Genomic DNA, 24175 nt, shown 5'->3' on the forward strand with positions numbered 1-24175 from the left:
CTGACACCGGCAACTACGCAGGAACCGGGTAGGCTTGCCGCGGACGTCCGCAGCCTGCACTGATTGCCGTTTCTTCCACATGGCTGCAACAATCGAGTCAGGGTTGCGGGCACTCTGACTGCCGCTACTCGTGGAGTTCAACCCCCCGCGGGTGTCGGGCTAATGCGAAAGGCATCGGCATGTTCGTGCGTGTGTTCGCCCTGTCGTTCATCGTCACGGTGGTCTCGCTGGTGGTCGCGCTGATCTACGGCGGGCCGGAGGCACTGATCCTGGCGGCGATCCTCGGCGTGCTCGAGGTTTCCCTGTCGTTCGACAATGCGGTGGTCAATGCCAGCGTGCTCCAGCGGCTGAGCCAGTTCTGGCAGCGCATCTTCCTCACCATCGGCGTGCTGATCGCCGTGTTCGGGATGCGGCTGGTGTTCCCGCTCGTCATCGTCGCGATCGGGGCGCATCTGGATCCGGTGAAGGCGTTCGAGCTGGCGCTGAACCCGCCCGCCGACGGCGCGGCCTACTTCCCCGACGGCCGCCCCAGCTACGAGACGCTGCTCAACGAGGCCAACCCGAAGATCGCGGCGTTCGGCGGCATGTTCCTGCTGATGCTGTTCCTGAACTTCGTCTGCACCGCCCGCGAGATCACCTGGCTGTCCTGGCTGGAGCGGCCGCTCGGGCGGATCGGGCGGTTCACCGCCTTCCCCACCGTCGTCTCCATGGTGGTGCTGGTCCTGATCGCGGGCATCGTCGCCCCCGACAACAAGGCCGACGTGGTGATGGTCGCGGGCGTACTCGGCATGGTCACCTACATCCTCGTCAACGGGCTCAGCGAGGCCCTCGACGGCGAGCACGCCGCCGACCTCGAGCGTCCCGGGCCGGGGCGGGTCGTGGTCGCCACCGGGCGCGCGGCGTTCTTCGGCTTCCTCTATCTCGAGGTCCTCGACGCCTCCTTCTCCTTCGACGGCGTCATCGGCGCCTTCGCCATCACCGCCGACCCGATCATCATCGCGCTCGGGCTCGGCCTCATCGGGTCCATGTTCGTCCGCTCGATCACCGTGTACCTGGTCCGGCAGGGCACCCTGTCGGAATACGTCTATCTCGAGCACGGCGCGCACTGGGCCATCGGCGCGCTCGCGGTCGTGCTGCTGTACTCGACGGGGCACCACCTCAACGAGATGGTCACCGGCACCATCGGCGTCACCATCATCGTGGCCGCGTTCATCAGCAGCGTCGTGTACAACCGGCGCCACCGCACCCCGGACGACGATGCGCCCGAGCACGACCTGGCGGCCGCTAGCGCGTCCGCTCGATGACCCCACGCAGATAGGCGGCCTGCCCGGCGTGCTGTAGGTCGTCGGAGATCACACTGACCAGCCGCACGCCGAGGGTGACCGGCGGATTCCACGCGGTGTCGACCACGCGATCCAGGTCGGCATCGGTGAGTTCGCGCACGTAGCGCAGCGTCTGCTCGTGGACGGCGTCGTAGTAACCGGTCAGCAACTCGGCCGGGGCCTGGATGCGCGCGACGTCGGACGGGCTGTCGCCATAGCCGGTGGCGCGCTTGCCGACCGGTAGCGCGAACCGCTCGTACCAGCCCTGCGCGGTCCATACCTGCTCGGTACCGGCCACGTCGGCGACGTGGTCGTCCTGCACGCGGGTCAGGTGCCAGACCAGCCAGGCGATGGAGTTCGCCGCGGGATCGAGACGATGGGCCAGCGCCTGCTCGTCCAGGCCGTCGACCGCCTCGTGCACCACCTCCCGGATCCGCTCGTATGCGTCTATCAGCACATCGGCACTCGTTGCCATCTACTTCTCCTTCCCCTCGCACCTTTCGCCCGACCGTACTCGGGGGCACCGACAACCTGCCCGGATGCCGCGATGTCACAGCCGCGGGCGCTGTATCCGGTGCCCGTGGTGGCCGCACTGGTCTTGCAGCTGGCCGCGTAACCGGGCGTGGGTATTGTCGGATCATGAGGTCCAGGCCGCTGACATTGATCCAGGACGAGCTCGTCGAGTACGACAAGGCGATGGAGCGCATGGCCGAGCTGGTCGAGCAGCGGCACCGCGAGGAACGCCCGGACACGCTGTGGCTGCTCAGCCATCCGCAGGTGTACACCATCGGCCGCCGCACGCCGCGCGAGCATCTGCCCGATCCCGCGCACCACATTCCGGTCGTCGAGACCACGCGGGGCGGCCAGCTCACATATCACGGCCCCGGTCAGCTCGTCGGCTATCTGATCGTGCGCCTGCAGCCGGGCGAGGGCGTCGTCGACTACATCCGTGAGGTCGAGCATCGTCTGGTCGCGGCCCTCGCCACGCTCGGGATCGCCGCCGAACGCCGCGACACCCCGCCCGGCTCCGAATTGCTCACCGGCGTATGGACTTCCGCCACCGCCCGCAAGATCGTCTCCATCGGCATGCGCCAGAGCCGCGGCATCACCAGCCACGGCTTCGCCCTCAACGTGGACGGCGACCTCGAGCCCTGGCACTGGGCCGTGGCCTGCGGCCTGCCCGAGGTGGACATGACCTCGGTCCAGCGCGAAACCGGCTCGGCCGCAATGGAATCCGTGCGGCCGGTAGTGGCGTCGGCCTTCGAAGCCACCTGAGGCCGGGCGCGTGTGGAGGCTCAGAGGTGGTCCGTCGGCTCCTCGTAGCCCAGGCGCACGTCGTGGGTCAGTTCGCCGCCGTCCACGACCACGCGGCTGGTCGACGGCGGGTAGCCGCGGGCCACGACCGTGTATTCGCCCTCGGGCAGGTCGGTGACCACGTACTGGCCGTGGGCGTCGGTGCGGGCGGAGGCGACCGGGTTTCCGCGCTCGTCGAGGACCAGGACCTGCGCGTCGGGGACCGCGTGACCGTCGGCCCACGCCAGACCGGCCAGCACGCCCGTCGATCCGAGTTCGATGTCGTGGCGCAGCAGGCCGCTGTCGGGAACGGTCAAAGTCGTTGCGGCGGGGCGCATGTGGTCGGACACCGCGACGAGCGTGTAGGTGCCCGGCACCACCCCGTGGCAGGCGTAGCGGCCCTCGGCGTCGGTGACCGCCGATCCGACGACCTCGCCGTGCGCATCGGTCAGCGTCACCGTGACACCGGCCAGCGGCTCGCCGCGTCCGCCCACCCGCACCACGCCGGACACCTCGCCGGTCCCGAGCAGCGTGATGTCCAGCGCCTGCGGCCATTCCCCGACGGTAACGTTCACCGCCGCGGGCTGATACCCGGTGGCCGACACGATCAGCACATAGGACCCCGGGTCGGGCGCCTCGATGCGGTAGCCGCCGTCGGGACCGCCGGTGGCCCGCGAAACCTGGTGCCCGCGTTGGTCGATCAGCGTCAGGGCGGCGTCGGCAACGGGATGCCCGTCCTCGCGCTGTATACGCCCGTCCAGCGAATGCGATTCGCCCGCACCGTATTCCGCCGACAGCAGCACCGCCGTCCCGGCCGCGGCCGAATGTGCCGCGCCGCCCACGGTTTCGAGCACCCTGGCGGGCTGCTCGGCCCGGGCGTGGCTCCCCACACCGGCGAGCACAGGCTCCGGCTCGGGCAGCGCCTGCGCGGAACCCTCCCACAGCAGCGCCTCGTCCCAGGAGTCGTCCCCGCTCGGCTCGGCCACCACCTCCGAGGAGTCCTGCAGCGGAATCTCTTTCATGAACATCAGCACCGCGCAGGCCAGCAGCGACACCGCCGCGCCGACGTAGAACACCCCGCTCAGCGAATCGGTGAAGCCGATCAGGATCGGATCCTTCACCTCCGGCGGCAGCGCGGCGATACCCGCTGTGTTGCTCTGCAATTCGGTCATCGCACCGGCGTCGAACCCGGGCGGTAGGTGCCCGCCGAACGCATCCAGAATCCTGTTCGGCAGCAGGTTGAACAGGATCGTCAGGAATACCGTGACCCCCAGCGTGCCACCCATCTGCCGGAAGAACGTCGCCGAAGCCGTGGACACCCCCATATCCGACCGCGGCCCGGCCGCCTGCGCGGCGATGATCAGCGTCTGCATACATCCGCCGAGGCCGATGCCGATCACCCCGCTGTAGGCCAGCGGCTGCCACAGCGGGCTGTCGAACCGCACCTGCGCGAACAGCGCCGAGCCCGCGGCGATGACGAACGTCCCCACGACCGGCAGGATCTTGTAGCGGCCGGTGGCCTTGGTGACCGCGCCCGCGATCGAGGAGCCGATCATGATGCCCAGCACCAGCGGCAGCATCAGCAGCCCGGACTTGGTCGGCGAATATTCGCGCACCACTTGCAGATACAGCGGCACCATCGAGATCGCCCCGAACATCGCGATGCCCACGATGAACCCGCCGATGATCGTGATCGAGAACGTCGAACTCCGGAACAGCCGCAGCGGGATCAGCGCGGCGTCCTTCATCAGGAACTCGATGACGACGAACAGCACCAGCCCGATCGCGCCGAGGCCGTAGCACAGCAGCGCGCGATCGGATTGCCAGCCCCAGCCGCGGCCCTGTTCGGCGACGATCAGCAGCGGCACCACGCAGACCGCCAGCGCGATCGTGCCCAGCCAGTCGATGCGGTGGCGCTGCCGCTCGTGCGGCACGTTGAGCACCTTCGCGACCACCAGCAGCGCGACCACGCCGATCGGCACGTTCACCAGGAACACCCAGCGCCAGCCCTCCAGGCCCCACAGGTGGTCGTAATCGGAGAAGAATCCGCCGAGCACCGGCCCGAGCACCGTCGAGGTGCCGAACACCATCATGAAATAGCCCTGGTAGCGCACCTGCTGCCGCGGCGGCACGATATCGCCGATGATGGTGAACGCCAACGACATCAGGCCACCGGCGCCCAGCCCCTGGAAGGCGCGAAACCCGGCCAGCTGATACATCGACGTGGCGAATGTGCACGCGGCCGACCCGATCACGAACAGCCCGATCGCGAGGAGGTAGAACGGCTTGCGGCCGTAGATATCGGCCAGCTTGCCGTACAGCGGGGTGCTGATCGTGGCGGTGATGAGGTAAGCCGTCGTGGCCCATGCCTGCTGATCGAAGCCGTGCAGGCTGTTGGCGATCCGCACGATCGCCACGGTCACGATGTTCTGGTCCAGCGCGGCGAGGAAGATGCCCAGCAGCATGCCGGACAGGATCGTGAGAATCTGCCGGTGCGACAGTGACGCGCCCGTGGTCGAAGTCGTCATGTTCAAGCCCTAATTCGGTTCGCCGTGAGCAATGAGTGTTCGAAACTGCTGTCGAGCCGGTGGAGCAGAACTATCGAGATGGGGCCGGAGGCAGATCCGGCGCACGGCAACGGGATCCCCTTCTCCCACACCAGCAGACGTGCTTAGCACGCACAACTAGTTGCCGGGGCCAACTATACAACTGCTTCCATCGAGTATTGCAAGCCGTTTACCTTCAGAACAGCGTCATCGGCTCGGTCGGCGCCGGTTGCGGGAGCGGCTCGACCTCCGGCAGCCGCGCCCGCACCTGGTCGTGGAACCGACGAGCCAGTACCAGTGATTCGGCGTTGTCGGGCGTATGGATGAAAACGGTCGGCGAACGACCCTCGCGCAACCATTCGGCGACGATGTCGAGCCACGGTTGCCAGCCCGCGACCGTCGCGGCGCTGTCGTCGCGGCCGTGATACCGCACGATCGGATACTCGGTGAGGGCGCGGGTCCGGCGCGGCAGGCGCGGCTTCTTCGTCCAGGCCTCGCGCTCACCCGGACTGGTCGGTCGAGCAGCGAACAGGGTGCCGGTGTCGAACGGGATCCACTCGGCGCCCGGGCGGGCGAGCACAAGTTCCAGGTTCGCCGCGGCCCGGTCGTCGTCGAAGAACGCCGGGTGGCGCACCTCGACGGCGTAGCGGTATCCCTCCGGCAGCTGGCGCAGCAATCCGGCCAGCGCGCCGAGGTCGCCCGGCCCGAACGAGGGCGGCAGCTGCACCCACAGCGCATGGGCGCGCGGGCCGAGAGGTTCGATGGCGGACAGGAATTCGCGCAGCTCGCGCTCGGCGCCCGCCAACCGGCGTTCGTGGGTAATGGTTTTCGGCAGCTTCACCACGAATCGGAAGCTCGGGTCGGTCTGCGCGGCCCAGGACCGCACCGTGTGCGGCGCGGGCGTGGCGTAGAAGGTGGTGTTGCCCTCCACCGCATTGCACCAGCCCGCATAGGACCGCAGCCGTTCGCGCGGATTCGGCTGCCGATCCGCCCAGGCCGCGTGCGTCCACTGCGCACATCCCACGTGAAGCCGCATGCCCGACATTCTGCCGCAGCCGGATTCAGCCCTTCTGGAAGAACAGCACCTGATCGCCGTAGTCGACCAGCGGCCGCGTCTGCCCCGCCTGCCGGATCCCGCTCGACGGCAGGTGGGTGAGCTTGGCGAACATCGGCGTATTGCCGAAGGCCGAGCGCACCTGGGTCTCGGAGGCGTAGTCGGCGCCGTAGTCGGCGAGCGCCGCGAAATCCAGTGGCGCCAAGGGAGTCTCGAGCGGTGGCTGCCCGACCGGGCGGCCCAGCGCGGCGTACTGGGTCGCGGCGCCGTCGACGTACCAGCACAACTCGTAGGACATGTTCTCGGTGGTGTTGACCGCGACCACCGGCCAGCGCCGCGAAAGGCTGAGCGCGAGGGGGTGTTTGCCGACCGGGGTCAGCTCCCAGTGCCGCGACATCACCGAAATCCAGCTGCCGCCGGAGCGTTCGATCAGCACCACGTCGTCACCGAGGCGGGCGGACCGGTTCAGCTCGGGATCGGGCATGTACCAGTGGGTTTCGTGTACGCCCTGGAAGGCCGTGCTGTCCACCGGCCGGGCACCGTCGGCCTCGTAGGCCGCGATCACCGCCGCGCGCACCTGGGCCAGCGCGTCGGGGGCGGCGCAGCGCACGCTCAGCGCGCCGAACGCACTGCCGATCTCCACCGGCTTGGACGGCGGGTCCGCCAGCGCGCCGGCGGCCAGCGGCTTCAGCCCGACCAGGCCCAGCTTCCAGTTGATCTCCTCGATCGTGGTCAGGTCGCCGGAGGTCTGATAGAGGATCTGCTGCTGGGTCAGATAGCCCGCGCGCTCGAGCGTCTGGCACTCCAGCTTCGTCAGCGCGGCCCGGGTCTTGCTGGTGAAGTCGACGTCGTCGATGCGGGTCTCGCGCAGCCGCGTGGTCATCGCCTGCGTGGTCCAGGCCGAGTAGCGCTCGCGATACATGGCCAGCGCCTGCTTGCGCGGGCGGCCGATCATCAGCGTGCGCAGCAACATGTTCAGGCTGGCGAGATAGCGCCCGGCCTGGTCGGGTTCGGTCGCGAACAGCCCGGCGCGGATGCGCACCGCCTCCGAACTGGCGGCGACGGCCGAATCGGGGTCGAGCCTGCACAGCCACACCCCGCACTTGGACAGCCCGTCGGCGCAGACCCCCGCGGCCATCGGATAGCGCTGCGCCACCTGGTGATACGCGTCGCATGCCTGCCGGATGGTGGAGGTGGCGAGTTCGCGGTGCCCGATGGTGCGCGCGGCCTGTTCGAACAGCCGCAGCGCCTCCTGCACCTGCCCGGCGAACTGGGCGCTGACATGCCCCTGGGTCAGCCAGCGCAGCCGGATCAGCACGGCCTCCTGTGCGGGCTCCAGCGCCGCGGGTGCGCGGTCACGCCCCCCACCCTGTTCCTTGGTGGCCAGAAAGGCCCTGGACAGCTCGCACAGCGAGGCCGCCAGCCGCAGTTCGGCCTCTGCCGAGCGCTCCGCAGTGGCAGTCCGTCTGTCGTCGGCCACCTGCTGCTCGATGGTGGTCAACTCCATCGCATTCCCAACTCCCGCGTCACCTTCCACACACGGTCGTGGATCGGCCGCATCGTGCCGTGCCGAGTCTGCCACATATCGCGGTCCGATATGCGCCGACCGTGCGGACAGCGCAGGACACCCGGGGCGCCGCTCGGCCCGGCGGGTCGCGCGCCCCGGGAATCGAGGGCGCGCCGTGCGGTTTCGCCGGTCGCGATATGGGCGATATAGACAGTGCACCCGGAACGGCGCCGATGCGACCGGCGCGCCACATCGTCTCGCGCGATGTACTGTGTCGGCGTCGAATCGTATGGCGCGGAACGGCATCTGGCCCGGACCGCCGGTGCGGGAACGTCTGCCATGACGAAAGATTGTGTGGGGGATCATGTCACTGGTTTCGAGAATCGTCACGAGCCGGTACGGCGACGGGCGACCGGATGCGACGGGGGAACAACAGCACTGGGCCCGCGCCGTGCAGCCCTTCGCCCGCACACCCGGGGCGACGTCGGCGCAGCGCGGCGACTCCTATCGGGAGCGCCTGCTCAAGTACTTCCCGATGGAGACCAGCGGTCCCTATCTGGCGGCGTCCGCGGCGATCACCGGCATGACCCCGCCGCACAGCGTGGCCCGCACGGTGTGGCTGCTGGTGATCTTCGCGGCCTTCGGCGTGGGCACGATTCCCCTACTGCTGAAGCAGTATCCGGCCGCGCTGTATCGCAATCGCTGGCTCCCCATCGGGTTCGGGCTCGGGGCCTATGTCATCTGGGTCTACTCGCTGGGCGCGCTGCCCGAGGAGCTGAATCTCTACAGCCCGATCGCCGCCGTCGTGTTGCCGATCCTGTACGGGTTCGGTGCGAATTTCAGTCCATCACCACCTCGGTGATCGCAGGTGGCCGTGGCCCCTGCCCTTCGATCGGGCGAGAATCCGTGTTAACTTAATTGGGTATTCGAGTTACCGATCCGATCGGAGTGGCTATGACCTCGGCAGTCGTCGTCGACGTGGTCCGGACCCCGTCCGGCAAGGGCAAGGCCGGTGGTGGCCTGTCGCAGGTGCATCCGGCGACGCTGCTGGCCGGGGTGCTGGGCGAGCTGGTATCGCGCAACGAACTGGACCCGGCGCTGGTCGACGACGTGGTCACCGGCTGCGTCACCCAGAGCGGGGAGCAGGCGTTCAACATCGGCCGCACCGCCGTGCTGGCCGCGGGGTTCCCGGAGTCGGTACCCGCGACCACCGTCGATCGGCAGTGCGGATCCAGCCAGCAGGCAGCGCATTTCGCCGCCCAGGGCGTGATCGCCGGTGCCTATGACATCGCGATCGCCTGCGGTGTGGAGTCGATGAGCCGGGTCCCGATGTTCTCCAATGCCCAAGGCGCGGACGCCAATCGAGGCCCGATCGCGCACCGGTATCCGGACGGCCTTGTGCAGCAAGGCATTGCGGCGGAGATCATCTCGGCCCGCTGGAAGCTGGATCGGAACACGTTGGACGAGTTCGCCGCTCGCTCGCATGGGCAGGCCGCCGCGACCGCCGCCGCCGGGGGATTCGCGAATGAGCTTGTCGCAGCGGGGGAACTGACCGCCGACGAGACCATCCGCGCCGCCACTACGGTCGACAAGCTCGCCGGGCTGCGGCCCGCCTTCGCGGACGACGAGTACAAGGCCCGCTTTCCGGAGATCGAATGGTCCATCACGCCGGGCAATTCGTCGCCGCTGACCGACGGCGCCTCCGCGGCGCTGATCATGAGCGAGGAGAAGGCGAACCGGCTCGGGCTGCGGCCGCGGGCCCGGTTCCATTCGTTCGCGGTGACCGGTGACGATCCGCTGCTGATGCTCACCGCCGTGGTCCCCGCGACGCGAAAGGTGTTGGCGCGCGGCGGCTTGTCGATCGACGATCTCGACGCCTACGAGGTGAACGAGGCCTTCGCGCCGGTGCCGCTGGTGTGGGCGCACGAGCTCGGCGCCGACCCGGCCAAGCTGAACCCGCGCGGCGGCGCCATCGCCCTGGGCCATCCGCTGGGGGCCTCCGGCACTCGTATTCTCGCCACCCTGGTCAATCATCTGGAGCAGTCCGGCGGACGCTACGGCCTGATGACCATGTGCGAGGCGGGCGGGCTCGCCAACGCCACCGTCCTCGAAAGGCTCTGAGCCGCAACCGCCGGACCTTGCTCCGCGCCCTCCGAACGGAACCACATGACAGACACGAAACGCAGCGCCCTGATCACCGGGGGCTCGCGCGGGATAGGCGCCGAGATCGCCCGCAGACTCGCGGGTGAGGGCTTCGCGGTGACCATCGCCGCCCGCACCGCCGACACCCTGGAGCAGACCGCGCAGCGACTGCGGGCCGAGACCGGCGCGGACGTGCATCCGGTGGCGGCGAACATGACCGACCCGGAACAGGTCACCGCGCTGGTCGACGCGCATGCCGATCGGTGCGGCGGGATGGACCTGCTGGTGCTCAGCGCCGGAACCGGCACCGCGAGCCCGGTCGCCGAGATGACGCCCAAGGCCCGCGAGCGCATGCTCGATGTCAACTTCCGGGCTCCGCTCACCCTCATCCAGGCGGCGCTGCCGCTGCTGCGCGCCAGCGCCGCCGCCGATCCCCAGCGCGGCGCGAAAATCGTTGCGATCTCCTCGATTACGGGTGTCGTGGGCGAGCCGGGTCTGGCCGCCTACGGCGCCACCAAGGCGGCGTTGATCTCGCTGTGCGAGACCGTCTCGCTCGAGGAATCGGCCCACGGCGTCAGCGCCACCGCCCTGTCCCCCGGCTACGTCGACACCGATATGAGCGCCTGGAAACACGGCGAACTGGACCCGTCGGCCATGCTCCCCACCGCCGACATCGCCGAACTGGTCCTCGCCATTTCGCGCCTGTCGGCCCGCGCGGTAGTCCCCAACATCGTGATCTCCCGCGCAGGCACCCAACTCTGGCGCGCCTGAGCGCTACTCCGCGCTCCCCGGCGGCTTGGCCTGGGCGAACCAGTCGGCCGCCTCCTGCTCGCTCAGCACGCTCTCTACGGTGAGTTCTGCGGGCATGTGCGGGAAGAACCGCCCGGCCGGGAAGTGGTGGGGGAACGGGCGCGGGTCGAGGACGAGGACGCGGTGGCCGTCCGTCACGGGGATGTCGGACGGTGTGCCCTCGTACCAGACGCGGCTGCCGTCCAGGGCGTGGAACAGGAACGATCCCTCGGACGGCACCATCCCCTCCGCGTCCACGCAGGCGGCCACCGCCTCGGCCGACGGCGCGTCGCCGGGAAGGTGACCGGCGCCGATGAGCGCGTCAGCGAGCAGCGTGTCCAGCTGGAAGTTGTCGCCGATGCCGGTCACGCGGATCCGGTAGCCGGTGGCCGACTCGCGGTGCAGGACGACCAGCGGTTCGTCGTCCAGGACCACCAGCAGGTAGGCGAGGCATTTGTCCCACCGGTCGGCGACATCACGCAGGACGTCGAGTTGCTCGATCAGGTAGTCGCGCTGCTCCTGGTTGAGCGCTCCGCGCACCTGCGGATGCTGCAGCACGGCTACGCCCGCCCGGATCCAGTTGTCGAGCTCCCACCACGACAGCGTGATCTCCGGTCCGAAGACCTCGAACAGTTCCTGGATCACGTCGCCGTCGGGATCGGGTAGCTCGTCGCCCAGTGCCTCGGCCAGGGCCTCGCGCGCACGCACGCTACCCACAACGCCCGACGAGCGTCCAACGGTCCACCCATCGCGGGGAAGCTCCCGACCGGCTTACCGAGTCCGCAAGAGGCGCCTTCGGCCAACCGAAGGCGCCCTCGCGCCAGTCCCCTATTCCTCGATGGCGTCCGGGAATGCCTGCTGGCGGCGACCGCCGCGCAGCGTCCCCTCCAGATACGCCGCCTTGCAGGCCCGGCGAGCGATCTTCCCGCTGGAGGTGCGCGGAATCGATCCGGCGGGCACCAGCAGCAGATCGCGCACTGTCACGCCGTGCCGCTTCGCGATGGCCGCGCGCACGGTTTCGGCGATCGGCTCGGGCTCGATCTTCGCCGCGCCGCTGCCCCGTTCGGCCACGATCACCAAATGCTCGGAGCCGGAAGCACCTTCGAGCCCCGATTCCGTTACCTCGTTGGCGCCCACCGAGAATGCCGCGACGAATCCGGGACGCAACGCCGTCGACGACTCCTGCGCCGACATCTCCAGATCCTGCGGATAGTGGTTGCGGCCGTCGACGATCACCAGGTCCTTCACCCGCCCGGTGATGTACAGCTCGTTGTCGTAGTAGACCCCGAAATCACCGGTGCGCATCCACTTCGCCTCCGGCGCAGTGCCTTCCGCGTGGCTGTCGGACTGGCGGGCGGTGAGCCGGTTGTGGAAGGTGGCGTCGGTCTCCTCCGGCCGCCCCCAGTACCCGATGCCCATATTCTCCCCGTGCAGCCAGATCTCGCCGACCTCGCCGTCGGGGCGCTCCGCGCCGGTCTCCGGATCCACGATCACCGCCCACTGCGAGCGCGCCACGTAGCCGCACGACACCTGGGCCACGGCGCCCTCCGCGTTCTCGTCCACCTCGACCATGCGCCCGGCATTCAGCTCGCCGCGGTCGACGTAGACCACCTTCGCCTCGTCGTCGCGCCGGGTGGCGGACACGAACAGCGTCGCCTCGGCCATCCCGTAGCACGGTTTGATCGCCGTCTTGGGCAATCCGTAGGGCGTGAACGCGTCGTTGAACTTCTGCATCGAGGTCACCGACACCGGCTCGCTGCCGTTGATCAGCCCGATCACATTGGACAGGTCGAGGGTCTCCCCCGCCTTCGGACGGCCGCGCACCGCCGCGTGCTCGAACGCGAAATTCGGTGCGGCGGCGTAGGTTCCGGCACCGTCGGAGTGCGCGGCCAGTTCCTTGATCCACCGGTACGGCCGACGGACGAACGCGCTCGGCGACATGATGGTGATGAACTTGCCGCCGATGGCGGGCAGGATCACGCACAGCAGCCCCATGTCGTGGAACAGCGGCAGCCAGGTCACCCCGCGGGTGTCCCACTCGATGCCGAGCGCGTCGATCATCTGCAGCAGGTTGGTGCCGACGGCGCGGTGGGTGATCTCCACACCCGCCGGCGTGCGGGTGGATCCGGAGGTGTACTGCAGATACGCGACGCTGTCGATATTGATGTCGGGCTCTTTCCAGCCCGCGCCGACACTGTCGGGGATCGCGTCGACGGCGATGACCCGGGGCCGCTGCGCCGCCGGGAGCGCGCGGAAGAACTCCCGCACACCGGCGGCCGCCGAACTCGCCGTGAGGATCGCCGTGGGCTGACAGTCCCCGAGCACCGCGTGCAGGCGGTCGGTGTGCCCGGGCTCGTCCGGATCGAACAGCGGCACAGCGATATTGCCCGCGTACACGGCGGCGAACATGCCCACCACGTAGTCCAGTCCCTGGGGTGCCAGGATCGCCACCCGGTCGCGCGGCCGCGTCACCTGCTGCAACCGCGCCGCCACCGCACGCAACCGAACACCGAACTGGCGCCAGGTGAGTTCGTGATACTCACCGTCGCGCTCGCGCGAGTAGTCGATATAGCGGTAGGCGAGCTCGTCCCCGTTCGCCGCGCTGTGCTTGTCGACGAAATCGATCAGGGTCGCATCACCCAGGATCTTGATGTTGCCTTGCTCGTCCAGATAGTCATCGAAGGTCTCGCCGATCATTCCCTATCCTTTTCACGCACGAACCAGAGGCCGTGCCATGACACCGAACACACAGAGATCGACACCGAAGCACGAAGATTAGCAGGCGCCTCGGCCACGGTAGCTCAGTATCGTCCGAAAGCCAGCGACACGTTGTGTCCGCCGAAGCCGAAGGAGTTCTTCACCGCGTAGTCGATGCGGCCCGACCGGGCCTGACCGCTGACGACGTCGAGGTCCACCTCCGGATCGAGCTTGTCCAGGTTGAGTGTCGGCGGCACGACGCCGTCGCGGATGGACAGCACCGTGAGCACCGATTCCAGCGCCCCGACCGCGCCGATCGAGTGCCCCAGCGCGGATTTCGGGGCGTAGACCGAGGCGTGATTGCCCACCGCCGCATTGATCGCCTTCGCCTCGGCGGTATCGCCGATCGGGGTGGCGGTGGCGTGCGCATTCACATGTGTCACATCGGTTTTCGACAACCCTCCGGTCTCGATGGCGCGCGCCATGGCCCGCGCCGCGCCCTTGCCCTCCAGGTCCGGGGCCACGAGGTGGAACGCGTCGGAGGTCACGCCCGCGCCCATCAGCCGGGCGTGGATGGTGGCGCCGCGCGCCTTGGCGTGTTCCTCGGTCTCGATCACCATCATCGCGCCCGCCTCGCCGAAGACGAACCCGTCCCGATCGACGTCGAACGGGCGCGAGGCGCGCTTGGGATCGTCGTTGCGGGTGCTCATCGCGCGCATCATGGTGAACGCGGCGATCGGCACCGCCTGGATGGATCCCTCGACGCCGCCTGTCACGACCATGTCGGCATCGCCCATCACGATCATCTTCCAGGCGTTGGCGATCGCCTCCGATCCCGACGAACACGCCGAAACCGGCGTCGAAACACCCGCCTGCGCACCCAGTTCCACGCCGACGACCGCGGCGGCCCCGTTCGGCATGATCATCTGCATGGCCAGCGGCGACACGCGGCGGTAGCCGGCGTTGTTCATCTTCTTCGTGAAGTCGATGAGGATTTCCGCGCCGCCGAGCCCGGTGCCGATCGACACGCCGAGCCGCTCCTTGTCGACCTCCGGGCTCCCGGCATTGCGCCACACCTCACGCCCCAGCACCAGCGCCATCTGCTCGACGTAGGACAGCCGGCGCGCCTCGTCGCGGCCGAGGCTCTCGCCGGGCTTGACCTTCAGATGCCCGCCGATGCGCACCGGCAGTTCGAACTGGTCGATGAAGTCGTCCTCGAGGACGTCGATCCCGCTCTCCCCGTTGAGCAGCCCCTTCCACGTCGAATCGACATCGCCGGCGATCGAGGTGGTGGCGGCGAGGCTGGTGACGACGACGTCGGGATACCTGCGACTGGAACTCGTCATTCTCGGCTCACTTTCGGTGGCACTGCGGTCGTGGGCAACGCGGTGGAGCAACGCTGTGGCGAATACCAGCGGAAATGTCAGCACGGTGCGGAACGGCCTGTACATCAACCGGTTCCGCCCCACCGGCCGAGCCACCGTACATCTCTCAGCAGGAGTTCGTTCCTCTTTAATGCGACGCGCCCTCCTGCCTCGAGTGCCCGGCCGAGGCGGGTCTAGATTATCGAGGCGAACCCGACCGGATCGGCCGCATGACACGCAGCAATCCGGTCGCTACTGAACTGTACCGGTTTCTCTGCGCAGCGTCTCACCCGCCGATCCACGCCGAAGGAAGGGCATCATCGTGGCCAGGAACCTGACCCAGCTCGAACTGCTGCTCGAGCTCGAGCCGGTGGCCGAGCAGAACGTCGATCGACATTTGTCGATGGCCAAGACCTGGCACCCGCACGACTACGTGCCCTGGGACGACGGCCGCAATTTCGCGGCCATGGGCGGGCTGGACTGGGAGCCCGGGCAGTCGCGGCTGAGCGAGGTCGCGCGGGCGGCGATGATCACCAATCTGCTCACCGAGGACAATCTGCCCTCGTACCACCGGGAAATCGCCGAGAACTTCTCGCAGGACGGCGCCTGGGGCACCTGGGTGGGCCGCTGGACCGCGGAGGAGAACCGGCACGGGATCGTCATGCGCGACTATCTCGTGGTGACCCGCAGCGTGGACCCGGTGGCGCTGGAGAACGCCCGGATGGTGCACATGACCAACGGCTACAACGCGATGAAACTGGTCCGCGAGGCGGGCGGCACCGCCGAACACCTGGCCGACACCGGATTCCTGCACTCGGTCGCCTATGTGACGTTCCAGGAGCTGGCCACCCGCGTCTCGCACCGCAATACCGGCCGCGTGTGCAACGATCCCGTCGCCGACCGCATGCTGCAGCGGATCGCGCTCGACGAGAACCTGCACATGATCTTCTACCGCAACATGTGCGGCGCCGCCCTGGATCTGGTGCCGGATCAGGCGCTCGAGGCGATCAGCGGGATCGTGCAGCACTTCCAGATGCCCGGCGCCGGCATGCCCGACTGGCGGCGCAACGGCGTGCTGATGGCCAAGCACGGCATCTACGATCTGCGCCAGCATCTGGAGGAAGTGGTGATGCCGGTGTTGCGGAAGTGGAATGTGTTCGAACGCAACGACTTCACCGCCCGCGGCGACCGGATCCGCAACGAGCTCGGGGAGTTCCTGGAGAAGCTGCGGGGCGACTGCGTGCGGTTCGAGGAACAGCGCGACCGGGCGCTGGCGCGGGAGGCGCGGAAGCGGGAGCTGGTGGGAACCGAGGCGTGAGGCCGGGCATCAATCGCGTGCGCCCACAACCGGACTCGACGCCTCCGTTCTCGATCCGCCGAGACCCGCACGAGGTTCGCTGAACCATCGTCCGGTTCGCCCGCGCCGGTGGAATTTCCGCCGCTCGAGGCCCGTTTTTCCTGCTCGGGGGCGCACTTCCGCGGCGATGCGGCGGCGGTGAATTACACGCTCGAGTTAGCTGGCGCGGACGGCTGTCCGGGCCAGTGGGACCGGCGTACCGGCGTAAGCGACTGCCCCTCCGAGCATTTCGAAATGGTCTCGGCACGAAATAGCGCCGTAGAACACATTGCCAGGAAATAGCCGTTCGGTGCACACTTGACACATGACTGCTTTACCCCGCGCTACTCATGCCACGGCCGGTGATTCCGTGGCTCTGATCGGCGCACCCAAGGACACTGTGCACTTCGAGTTCCGCGTCGCCGACCCCCAGCGCCAGCTGAAGGTCCGCGAGGTACTCGACCGGGTCAAGTTCGACAACCACTGACCCGGCGGCGCGCTCTCGTCGCTGCAGGCTCGGTTCCCGGACAGGCTACGCGCCACCGGGTTCCAGCCCTCCGGCGGTCCGCCCGCCCCGCTCCACCACCGGCCACAGCAAGGGTTTCCGAACCTCGGTCGCGAAATGTCCTCGCACCGAGCCGTTCCCCAAATTATCGTTCCCCCATGGGGTTCCGCACCGTCATCATCTCCGAGGACGCCTACGTGTCCCTGCCGCGGTGGTTCGTCGACAAGCACACCGACCTCCATGTCGGCACCCTGCTCGACGGCACCCCGAGCCTCCCGCTGTCCAGTCGCTTCGAGCGCAAGTTCTACGCCTCCAAGGACGACTCCCTGTTCCTCGACCTCCAGCAGGTCCTCCGAGACCTCGACCATCCGCACGCCATCGACCTCGTCCTGTTCCACGAATGCGGCGGCATCACCAAGGTGTCGGTGTCGCGCGAACGGATCCGGATGTCGGAACCCGCGCAGTGGCAGGAGGTGGACGCGATCACGCACAACTACTGCTACGGATGCTCGGAGGTGGACGAGCACATCGCACCGCCGGGTACCGCGATGGTCAGTCGCGCGCCCGGACCGCCGCGACGAAGTCCGGATGCGCACTGACCAAGACGTCCGTCGCATTACCGATCGGCTCGAAGTAGATCACCGTCTTGGACCGGATGTACGCCAGCATCGCCACCACCGTCGCGAACGGGAACCACCCGGGGAAGATCGCGATCACCAGCCCGGTCAGCCGATATCCCAGCTGGATCGACACGAACAACAGGAACAGCAGGCCGACCCCCGCCATCAGGATCAGGTTGCCGAGCGCCCGGAACCGCTCGGAGTTGCGCACGCACCGCCTGCAGATCGGCCACTCGCCTTCCAGCACCACCTTCGGCGCCGCCGCCCCGGTGATTCCCCGCAGCATCCACCCCACCTGCCTGCGCGCGGTCTCCTGCACCCACCCGGAATCCGTTCGACGGAACTGGATGTCGCGCTGACGCCGCTCGACCGCGGGCAGCGCGTGCACGGTACACACGTCCGGCAGCTCGTCGGCCACCTGCAGCACGAACCCGTCCTCCGACGGATCGTCCGCGAAGTCCTCTCGCAGCCGAACCGCAAGCCGAACTTCGCTACGCCCCACCACTACAGCCTCCTTCTCAGCGCGTCGAGTGTGCCACGAAACGCCGCCCGATCGGCACTCGGCTCGAATCCGTCACCGGACCTCTCCGCGGCCCCGGCGGCGGCCCTTGCTGTTGCACGACTCCCAACGGCGCTGTAACAACTCCTGGGTGCGTCCGTTCCCTTCTCCACCGAGCCCCACCCCCCACGGCACAACTCGAAGCTTGAAACCACAACCCCGACAGGACTTCCCGTTGCCCTCGCCCCGAGCCGCCCTGGCCATAGCCGTCATCGGGACAGCCCTCCTGACCTCCTGCACCAACACCGTCTCCCCCCGGGCCCTCCCCGCCGGGGACGCAACCACCACCATCTCCACCCCCGCCCCGGAACCCACGACGGTCGCACCTCCACTCCCCGACGAGCCCCTCCCCACCAACGCCGCCGCCGAAGGCCCACCACCTCCTCCCCCCTCTCCCACCCCAGCCCCTTCCCCTGCACCCGCACCACCCCCGGCACCGCCCGCTCCCCCCGTCACCAAATCCCCCACCCCCAAACCCCCCGCCCCCTCCTCAGCCCCGAACGTCCACTACAAGTCCTGCAAGGAAGCCAAGGCCGCAGGCGCAACCCCCCTCCGCAAGGGCCAGCCAGGCTACCGAGCAGAACTGGACGGCGACAACGACGGCGTAGCCTGCGAGAAGTAGGTCGTCGCACGTCCAAATTGAAGCCATCGTGCACGAAACACCCACAGTCCGCCCGAGGGTGCCCGATTCCAGCACACGACCTAATTCACCGTTTCCACAGAGAGGCCATGTCGTTAACCGACAGCACAGAAAGTGCACAGGCTGCCCAAGCACAATAAGCCTGCTCACCATTTGGAAACTTCGACCAGCAGAATGGAGCACCTAAGGCCATCGAACGCTAGCCGTCTTCCAGCAGCACATCGTCCAATCTGTCGACGATGATCGTCGATCATTCGCCCGCTGAATGCTCCACCCCGGCAGCTTGGCGACCGCACTTCGCGGCACGGCATCCAACGGGCCAACCCCGATCCACGATACCGTCTGACCGGTGCGATATCCCGCACGGTTCGAATGATCAACCCGTGCGAGATGCGCTTGGGCACTTGATGGTTGAAGACGACGCGGGTCGTCTGACCTTGGACCAGACGCGGTTCTGTTCTCGCATCGGACAACAGCCATGTGTCAGGCCAGCACCCAGGACGGGTCCGCCGCGGGCTACGAGTGCGGGAGCGTGACAGAGGTAGCAAGCCGGACGAAGTCGATCTTCATAGGTCGCACCTATTCGCCCCGTCTCAATAGTATCAAGTCAGCGCAAAGAGTCCCGCAGTTCACGCAGTGACTTACCTGTACTGACGTGGACCCAGTTCCTCCACCCATCGATCTGGCTACCCACAAGCTCACGCAATGCTGGGGACGGCGCCTCATAAACACCTTTGCTGGTCTGTACATATCCGTTCGCAGTGACGACTGCTTTTAGCGTCTGTCCCTTGCGAATACGGTCGTGACGAAGTTCGTCTCCAGCCGCCACAAGGCCAGCATCGATCAGCTGTGCCAAACGGCCGACGCGCGACGAATCCGTTCCGTGCACGAACGAATCACCGGGAACGGCGTCTCCGGCTACAGCATCCACTGTGGAATCGCCATCCATCCCAATCAGCTCGGTTTCGCCTGCGATCAACAGCCGCCGCAGGACGTCGTTCGGTTGTTCGAAGCCTCGGCGGTGTCGCACAAGAACGTCGAACACTTCGTCGTCAACCACGATCGTGTGCCTCACCCGTCCAATCCTTCCACTTTCACTTGCAGTCTTGTGGTGTAGAGGCTATCGTTAGCTGTGGGATGGAGTCAAACACCTGACGCCAGGCATCGAAGTGCGTCAGAACCACCGAATACGTGGTTCAGGTCAAGAATGCCCGCTGACGAGACACCCGACCTGAGCTTGTGCTACGGCGACTTGAACTGGGGAGTACATGGTCACTACTAGCGCGTTCCAAGACTTCGAGCAGAATCTCGGCTTCGCAAAACGACTGATCGAGGGCGGTCAGCTGCTGGAAAGGCTAGCGGTCGGTTCGTTCGACATCACCGACCTATATCGCTCGGCGTGGGTACAGGCTGTCTCTGCGCTCGATCACTGGGTTCATGAGGAGGTCTACCAGCGAGCCGTGGCGTTGGTGCAGAAGCCCTCGGCGACGAAACCACGCAAGCTCAAGGAGTTTGACATTCCCGTCGAGCTGCTCGATCGCGTCCATCATCATTCGGCACCGCTCGCCGAGGCGTTCGAGGCCCAACTGCGGGCTGCCCTCGGCTGGAGGTCTTTTCAGCATCCCGATCGAATCAAGGAAGGCTTCGCACTGGTCACCGATACGCCCCTCTGGGCGGCCGTCGCTGAACAGTTCAACTTCGGCATGCCTCCGGATCAGCACGTGAAGACGCAAGACGTGCGCGAGAGGCTGCTATCAATCACTGACCGCCGCAACCGAATTGCACATGGTGCCGATCGTGATCCGAGTACGCCGATCGCGCGATCTCCGATCTCCGCGGTAGAAGTCGAGACGACGATCATCTGGCTGCACCGCCTGGCCACCGCGATTCTCCAAGCACTCCACAGCGAGGAGCAGCCGATCGGCGGGAGACCTTACCTGCTGGTGCTCTCCGACGGGCTGGCGCTGCGGTGGGTGCTCGAGAACGACAGGTTCGCGTTCACCGCGGCGGGACAGTCCAAGAGCAAGAAGTTGGACATCGGCGACACCTTGTTCATGGTGACGACACGTGGCTGCTGGGGAAACCCGCACCAAGATACAACTCGGGTCATCGGTACAGCCACGGTCTCCGGTCCAGTCCGGGATTACCACGAGCCGGTCCTGATTGCCGGGCGCAAGTTCATCTGCGGTTGTCCGCTAACCATCGAGAACCTCGCACCGATCGGTGCCGGAGCTGAACTGTCGACACTCATCCCAAAGCTCGAGACCTTCGGCGACAACTCGAACTACGGGATCAAGCTGCGGAATACGCTCGTTCCCCTCACACCGGACGACGCGCTCGTGATCCATGACCAATTGGCCGACACCGTCGGTGATCCGATCGACCACGTTTCCGACTACGTGCAATGGACCGCGTGAAGTCGCGGTCGTTGTGGCTGAGTAGCGTTGCTCCCGGTCCGCCCGCGATCTGAGATCGGTGTGGCTTCCAGTCCAAGAGATCGGTTCCGGGTAGGCCCGCAATATGGTCTATCCACGTCTCCGATACGTTGGCCGAGATCTTCGGAGCCGGTCGAGTGCAGAGGAGGTACGGATGACGAACAACCTCGGCGACCTCCTCGCGATCGCGCGGGCTGGGGTTGCTCAGGGCGGTCGGTTGCTTGCGACGGCCGAGCGCGGGGGCGTGCATGTGAAGTCGGATCGTGATTTCGTCACCGATCTCGATCGGCGGATCGAAGACCACGTTCGGCAATTTCTGGAACGGGAGACGCCTGGGTGGGACTTTCTGGGTGAGGAGTCGGAGGATCAACCTGCCGATCCCACGGCCGGGCGGGTGTGGACCCTGGATCCCATCGACGGCACCTCGAACTTCATTCACGGGCTGCCGTTGTGCGCCGTCTCGCTGGCTCTGCTGCACGACGGTGTTCCGGTGATCGGCGTCATCGCCGCGCCGTTTCTCGATCTCGAGTACTACGCCACCGCGGGTGGCGGAGCCTTCCGCAACGACCGGCCCATCCATGCCAGCACGAACGAAAAGCTGAGCACGGCAATAGTTTCGATCGGCGACTACACGACCGGCGCCGAAGCGAACAACGAACGGCGCCTGGCCATTACGGCCACATTGGCCGCAAATGTCGAGCGCGTGCGCATGTTCGGCTCGGCAGCCCTGGACCTCGTCTGGGTGGCCGACGGCCGCACCGACGCATGCATCAGCCTGTCCAACAAACCCTGGGACACCGCCGCCGGAGTCGCCATAGCCCGCGAAAGCGGAGCGGCGGCGGTCGACCTCACCGGCGAACCCCACGCCTTCCACTCCACCAGCACGGTGGCGATCGCCCCGGCATTGTCAGGCGAATTGCTGACGCTGATCGATTCCTGCAAGGGCCCAATGTCACAGGGAAACCGGACACACGTCACCTGAATCGGTCCCAGAAGTCACAACCTGGCCCGATAGGCAATCTCGCAGTAACCCTCGAGAGCAGGATGGTCGATCTACTGAGTACTCGCGTCGCCTATTCGGGGAGTGGCAGTGCGGGACAACTCCACTCGACGGATCGACACGAACAGGAAGGGTGGTTTCGATGTCGAACATTCCACCTCAAAACGTCCCACCCGCATCGTACGGGCCCCAATCGTACGGGCCGTATCCGACACAGACTCCCGCACCGAAGAAGCGCAAATGGCCATGGATTCTGGGCGGGATCTTCGCCTTCTTCGTACTTCTGTTCGGCGGCTGCAGCATCCTGATCATGGGCGCGGCTGATGAAGTCGCCGATCAACAAGCTGCCCGTACCAGCGTGCAGCCCGCTGGCCAGGAGGTTCGTGATGGCAAGTTCGGCTTCTTCGTCACCGGTGTCGAATCGCCGGTCGATTCCGTCGGCGACAACGAGTTCCTGAAGAAGAGCGCCCAGGGCGAGTACGTCCTCGTGCACGTCGATGTCACCAATACGGTCGACACGCCCCAGACATACTTCGGCGAAAACCAGAAACTGGTGGACAACCAAGGGCGTCTCTACACGAACGACACCATGGCCGAGTTGAATCTGAACAAAGACGTCGCTACCGAAATAAATCCGGGCAACAAAATCTCGGTCGTCCTCGCCTTCGACGTGCCCAAGGGAACAGTCCCTGCGGCCGTGGAGTTCCATGATTCGGCGTTCTCCGGCGGTGTCCGCGTCGCCATCCCATAGCGATCAACAGTCGAGCGCGCATTTCCAGTAGGTGCGCGCTGCGGTGGACGACCTGCTACCCGGCTCGGCCGAAGGCTGTGGTCAGCGCGAGTCCTATTGTTGCCCCGATGAATTGCGCCATTATGAAGGCGGGGACCGAACCTGCGGCTATGCCGGTGTAGGTGTCGGAGAGGGTGCGGCCGATGGTGACGGCGGGGTTGGCGAAGGCGGTGGAGCTGGTGAACCATTGGGCTGCGGCGATGTAGGCGGCTACTGCGGCCGCGGTGGGGCCGAATCGGCGACCGGGGAGCGCGGTGGAGACCACTACGACGAGACCGGCCGTTGCCACCGCCTCGCCCACCAACAGACCTGTGGCCGAACGGTTTTCGGATGCTCGCTGGAGGAGCGGCAGATCGAACATCAGGTTGGCCACCATGGCGCCGAGCGCGCCACCGATGAACTGGGCGTTCAGGTATCCCACCAGCTCGACCGACGAGAGTCCGGTGCCGGTCCAGCGGCCGCGGAGCCAATCGACCACCGACACAACGGGATTGAGGTGTGCGCCCGAGATCGGGCCGAACACGACGATCAGCACCGACAACCCGAGGGCCGTCGCCGCCGAGTTCGCGAGCAGGCGCAGGCCGGGGTCGGGGGACAGTCGCTGCGCCGCGATTCCGGAACCGACGATGGCGGTCACCAGCCCGGCGGTGCCGACGAACTCCGCCAGCATCCGGCGGCCGACGCCGACTTTCACTGCGGGAGAAGCGACAGCGGGCGACACCACGGGTCAGTAGCTCGCCATCAGATAGATGCCCACGATGATCATCGCGCAGGCGGCGAGCCGACGACCGGTCACCGGCTGGCGCGGGAAGCCCATCACACCGTAGTGGTCGATGGCCAGAGCCGCGAACATCTGCCCGGCGATGATCAGGGCGTTGAAGGTGCTCACCCCGACATCGGAGGCCACCGAGATCATCGCGAGAATCGCTGCGCCGCCGAGCAATCCGCCGAACGGCGCCCAGCGCGGCATGGCCCGGACATCGGCCCGCGTCGGCCACGGCCACTGCTTGGTGACCAGGCGCGCCACCAGCATGAAGACCAGGAATCCGGTGAAGGCCATCGCGTAGGAGATCACGCCGCACAGCCACACGTTCTTCAGCGAGAGCTTCAGCGAGTTCTGGCATCCGGCCTCCACCGACCGCAACGCGCCGCCGACGAGGATGAACACGACGACGAGGCCCAGGGCGTTGCGCGACAGGGGCGCGCGCGGAGATTCGATCGTTGTCGCGGTCATGACCGGGCCTTCCGGGTGTCGGACATCAGATAGATCGCGACGGTGATGAGACCGCACGCGACGAAGCGGGGCGCCGTGGCGCTGCGCTGCTCGAATCCCATGAGCCCGAAGTGGTCCATGATCAGCGCGACCACCATCTCCCCCACGATCACGAGCGCGCTGAACGTCGCGACGCCGACGTAGCGGGCGACGGCGATCATGCCGAGCACGGCCGCGCCGCCGATCAGCCCGCCGAACGGCGCCCACCACGGCATGGCACGGACATCGTCGAGCGAGGGCCACGGCGTCTTGGAGGACAGTGCCAAGAAGATCGAAAAGCCGGTCAGCGCAACGGCATACGAG

General features: G+C 67.0%; 24 protein-coding genes. 12 read left to right on the forward strand and 12 right to left on the reverse strand.

Annotated elements, in window-relative coordinates; translation table 11 throughout:
- Window positions 1–179 precede the first annotated feature (179 nt).
- Window positions 180–1304, forward strand: coding sequence for a DUF475 domain-containing protein (locus QH290_RS12275; protein ID WP_280266790.1), 1125 nt, complete (start codon window positions 180–182; stop codon window positions 1302–1304).
- Here QH290_RS12275 and QH290_RS12280 read toward each other — a convergent pair.
- On the reverse strand, window positions 1285–1797 hold the full coding sequence (locus QH290_RS12280; RefSeq protein WP_280266791.1) for a mycothiol transferase: 513 nt from the start codon (window positions 1795–1797) through the stop codon (window positions 1285–1287). The genes QH290_RS12275 and QH290_RS12280 overlap by 20 nt on opposite strands.
- A gap of 164 nt (window positions 1798–1961) precedes the next feature.
- Between QH290_RS12280 and lipB the strand changes: the two genes are divergently transcribed.
- The gene (gene lipB / locus QH290_RS12285; RefSeq protein ID WP_280382896.1) at window positions 1962–2597 is read left to right on the forward strand and encodes a lipoyl(octanoyl) transferase LipB; all 636 of its coding nucleotides are present in this window, start codon (window positions 1962–1964) and stop codon (window positions 2595–2597) included.
- A 20-nt stretch (window positions 2598–2617) separates the two neighbouring features.
- On the opposite strand, the gene QH290_RS12290 is transcribed toward lipB, so the two are convergent.
- The 3 genes from QH290_RS12290 to QH290_RS12300 all read right to left on the reverse strand — a co-directional run bounded on the left by QH290_RS12290 (window position 2618) and on the right by QH290_RS12300 (window position 7722).
- A complete protein-coding gene (locus tag QH290_RS12290; protein WP_280382897.1) occupies window positions 2618–5143 on the reverse strand; it encodes an MFS transporter in 2526 nt (841 codons plus the stop codon).
- A 214-nt stretch (window positions 5144–5357) separates the two neighbouring features.
- On the reverse strand, window positions 5358–6197 hold the full coding sequence (locus tag QH290_RS12295; RefSeq protein ID WP_280382898.1) for a DUF72 domain-containing protein: 840 nt from the start codon (window positions 6195–6197) through the stop codon (window positions 5358–5360).
- Window positions 6198–6222: 25 nt separating this feature from the next.
- Complete coding sequence (locus tag QH290_RS12300; protein ID WP_280266795.1) at window positions 6223–7722, reverse strand: hypothetical protein; 1500 nt, start codon at window positions 7720–7722, stop codon at window positions 6223–6225.
- A gap of 364 nt (window positions 7723–8086) precedes the next feature.
- Between QH290_RS12300 and QH290_RS12305 the strand changes: the two genes are divergently transcribed.
- The 3 genes from QH290_RS12305 (at window position 8087) to QH290_RS12315 (ending at window position 10635) form a co-directional block, all read left to right on the forward strand.
- A complete protein-coding gene (locus tag QH290_RS12305) occupies window positions 8087–8584 on the forward strand; it encodes a hypothetical protein (RefSeq protein ID WP_280266796.1) in 498 nt (165 codons plus the stop codon).
- A 92-nt stretch (window positions 8585–8676) separates the two neighbouring features.
- A complete protein-coding gene (locus QH290_RS12310) occupies window positions 8677–9843 on the forward strand; it encodes a thiolase family protein (protein WP_280382899.1) in 1167 nt (388 codons plus the stop codon).
- Window positions 9844–9888: 45 nt separating this feature from the next.
- Window positions 9889–10635 carry an SDR family NAD(P)-dependent oxidoreductase gene (locus QH290_RS12315; RefSeq protein ID WP_280382900.1) on the forward strand — a complete coding sequence of 249 codons (747 nt, stop codon included), beginning with the start codon at window positions 9889–9891 and terminating at the stop codon, window positions 10633–10635.
- Window positions 10636–10638: 3 nt separating this feature from the next.
- Here the strand turns inward: QH290_RS12315 and QH290_RS12320 are convergent, their stop codons facing one another.
- From QH290_RS12320 to QH290_RS12330, 3 genes are all read right to left on the reverse strand, one after another.
- Window positions 10639–11361 (reverse strand): hypothetical protein, encoded by a 723-nt coding sequence (locus QH290_RS12320; protein ID WP_280382901.1) that lies wholly within the window; start codon window positions 11359–11361, stop codon window positions 10639–10641.
- A gap of 120 nt (window positions 11362–11481) precedes the next feature.
- Window positions 11482–13347 carry a long-chain-fatty-acid--AMP ligase FadD32 gene (gene fadD32, locus QH290_RS12325; protein ID WP_280266806.1) on the reverse strand — a complete coding sequence of 622 codons (1866 nt, stop codon included), beginning with the start codon at window positions 13345–13347 and terminating at the stop codon, window positions 11482–11484.
- 107 nt (window positions 13348–13454) lie between these two features.
- Window positions 13455–14696 (reverse strand): KasA/KasB family beta-ketoacyl-ACP synthase, encoded by a 1242-nt coding sequence (locus QH290_RS12330; RefSeq protein WP_280382902.1) that lies wholly within the window; start codon window positions 14694–14696, stop codon window positions 13455–13457.
- 340 nt (window positions 14697–15036) lie between these two features.
- Between QH290_RS12330 and QH290_RS12335 the strand changes: the two genes are divergently transcribed.
- The 3 genes from QH290_RS12335 to QH290_RS12345 all read left to right on the forward strand — a co-directional run bounded on the left by QH290_RS12335 (window position 15037) and on the right by QH290_RS12345 (window position 17154).
- Complete coding sequence (locus QH290_RS12335; RefSeq protein ID WP_280266800.1) at window positions 15037–16032, forward strand: acyl-ACP desaturase; 996 nt, start codon at window positions 15037–15039, stop codon at window positions 16030–16032.
- 343 nt (window positions 16033–16375) lie between these two features.
- On the forward strand, window positions 16376–16537 hold the full coding sequence (locus tag QH290_RS12340; RefSeq protein ID WP_280266801.1) for a hypothetical protein: 162 nt from the start codon (window positions 16376–16378) through the stop codon (window positions 16535–16537).
- 176 nt (window positions 16538–16713) lie between these two features.
- Window positions 16714–17154, forward strand: coding sequence for a hypothetical protein (locus tag QH290_RS12345; RefSeq protein WP_280266802.1), 441 nt, complete (start codon window positions 16714–16716; stop codon window positions 17152–17154).
- On the opposite strand, the gene QH290_RS12350 is transcribed toward QH290_RS12345, so the two are convergent.
- Window positions 17108–17680 (reverse strand): hypothetical protein, encoded by a 573-nt coding sequence (locus tag QH290_RS12350; protein WP_280382903.1) that lies wholly within the window; start codon window positions 17678–17680, stop codon window positions 17108–17110. The genes QH290_RS12345 and QH290_RS12350 overlap by 47 nt on opposite strands.
- A 145-nt stretch (window positions 17681–17825) precedes the next feature.
- Here QH290_RS12350 and QH290_RS12355 point away from each other — a divergent pair, with 145 nt between their 5' ends.
- Window positions 17826–18356: an excalibur calcium-binding domain-containing protein gene (locus tag QH290_RS12355; protein ID WP_280382904.1), complete on the forward strand. Its 531-nt coding sequence runs from the start codon at window positions 17826–17828 to the stop codon at window positions 18354–18356.
- A 625-nt stretch (window positions 18357–18981) separates the two neighbouring features.
- On the opposite strand, the gene QH290_RS12360 is transcribed toward QH290_RS12355, so the two are convergent.
- On the reverse strand, window positions 18982–19449 hold the full coding sequence (locus tag QH290_RS12360; protein WP_280266737.1) for a restriction system modified-DNA reader domain-containing protein: 468 nt from the start codon (window positions 19447–19449) through the stop codon (window positions 18982–18984).
- A gap of 193 nt (window positions 19450–19642) precedes the next feature.
- Here QH290_RS12360 and QH290_RS12365 point away from each other — a divergent pair, with 193 nt between their 5' ends.
- The 3 genes from QH290_RS12365 to QH290_RS12375 all read left to right on the forward strand — a co-directional run bounded on the left by QH290_RS12365 (window position 19643) and on the right by QH290_RS12375 (window position 22560).
- A complete protein-coding gene (locus QH290_RS12365; RefSeq protein ID WP_280266738.1) occupies window positions 19643–20791 on the forward strand; it encodes a hypothetical protein in 1149 nt (382 codons plus the stop codon).
- A 172-nt stretch (window positions 20792–20963) separates the two neighbouring features.
- Window positions 20964–21791 carry an inositol monophosphatase family protein gene (locus QH290_RS12370; RefSeq protein WP_280382905.1) on the forward strand — a complete coding sequence of 276 codons (828 nt, stop codon included), beginning with the start codon at window positions 20964–20966 and terminating at the stop codon, window positions 21789–21791.
- Window positions 21792–21951: 160 nt separating this feature from the next.
- On the forward strand, window positions 21952–22560 hold the full coding sequence (locus QH290_RS12375; protein ID WP_280266740.1) for a DUF4352 domain-containing protein: 609 nt from the start codon (window positions 21952–21954) through the stop codon (window positions 22558–22560).
- Between the two features lie 55 nt (window positions 22561–22615).
- Here QH290_RS12375 and QH290_RS12380 read toward each other — a convergent pair whose 3' ends face one another.
- From QH290_RS12380 to QH290_RS12390, 3 genes are all read right to left on the reverse strand, one after another.
- Window positions 22616–23293, reverse strand: coding sequence for an aquaporin (locus tag QH290_RS12380; RefSeq protein WP_280382906.1), 678 nt, complete (start codon window positions 23291–23293; stop codon window positions 22616–22618).
- A 33-nt stretch (window positions 23294–23326) separates the two neighbouring features.
- On the reverse strand, window positions 23327–23833 hold the full coding sequence (locus tag QH290_RS12385; protein ID WP_280266742.1) for a DMT family transporter: 507 nt from the start codon (window positions 23831–23833) through the stop codon (window positions 23327–23329).
- On the reverse strand, window positions 23830–24175 hold a 346-nt coding region (locus QH290_RS12390), incomplete at its 5' end, for a DMT family transporter (protein ID WP_280382907.1). The genes QH290_RS12390 and QH290_RS12385, both read right to left, overlap by 4 nt.

Origin of the sequence: Nocardia wallacei (genome assembly GCF_029869545.1) — a bacterium.
Taxonomy (GTDB): domain Bacteria; phylum Actinomycetota; class Actinomycetes; order Mycobacteriales; family Mycobacteriaceae; genus Nocardia; species Nocardia wallacei_A.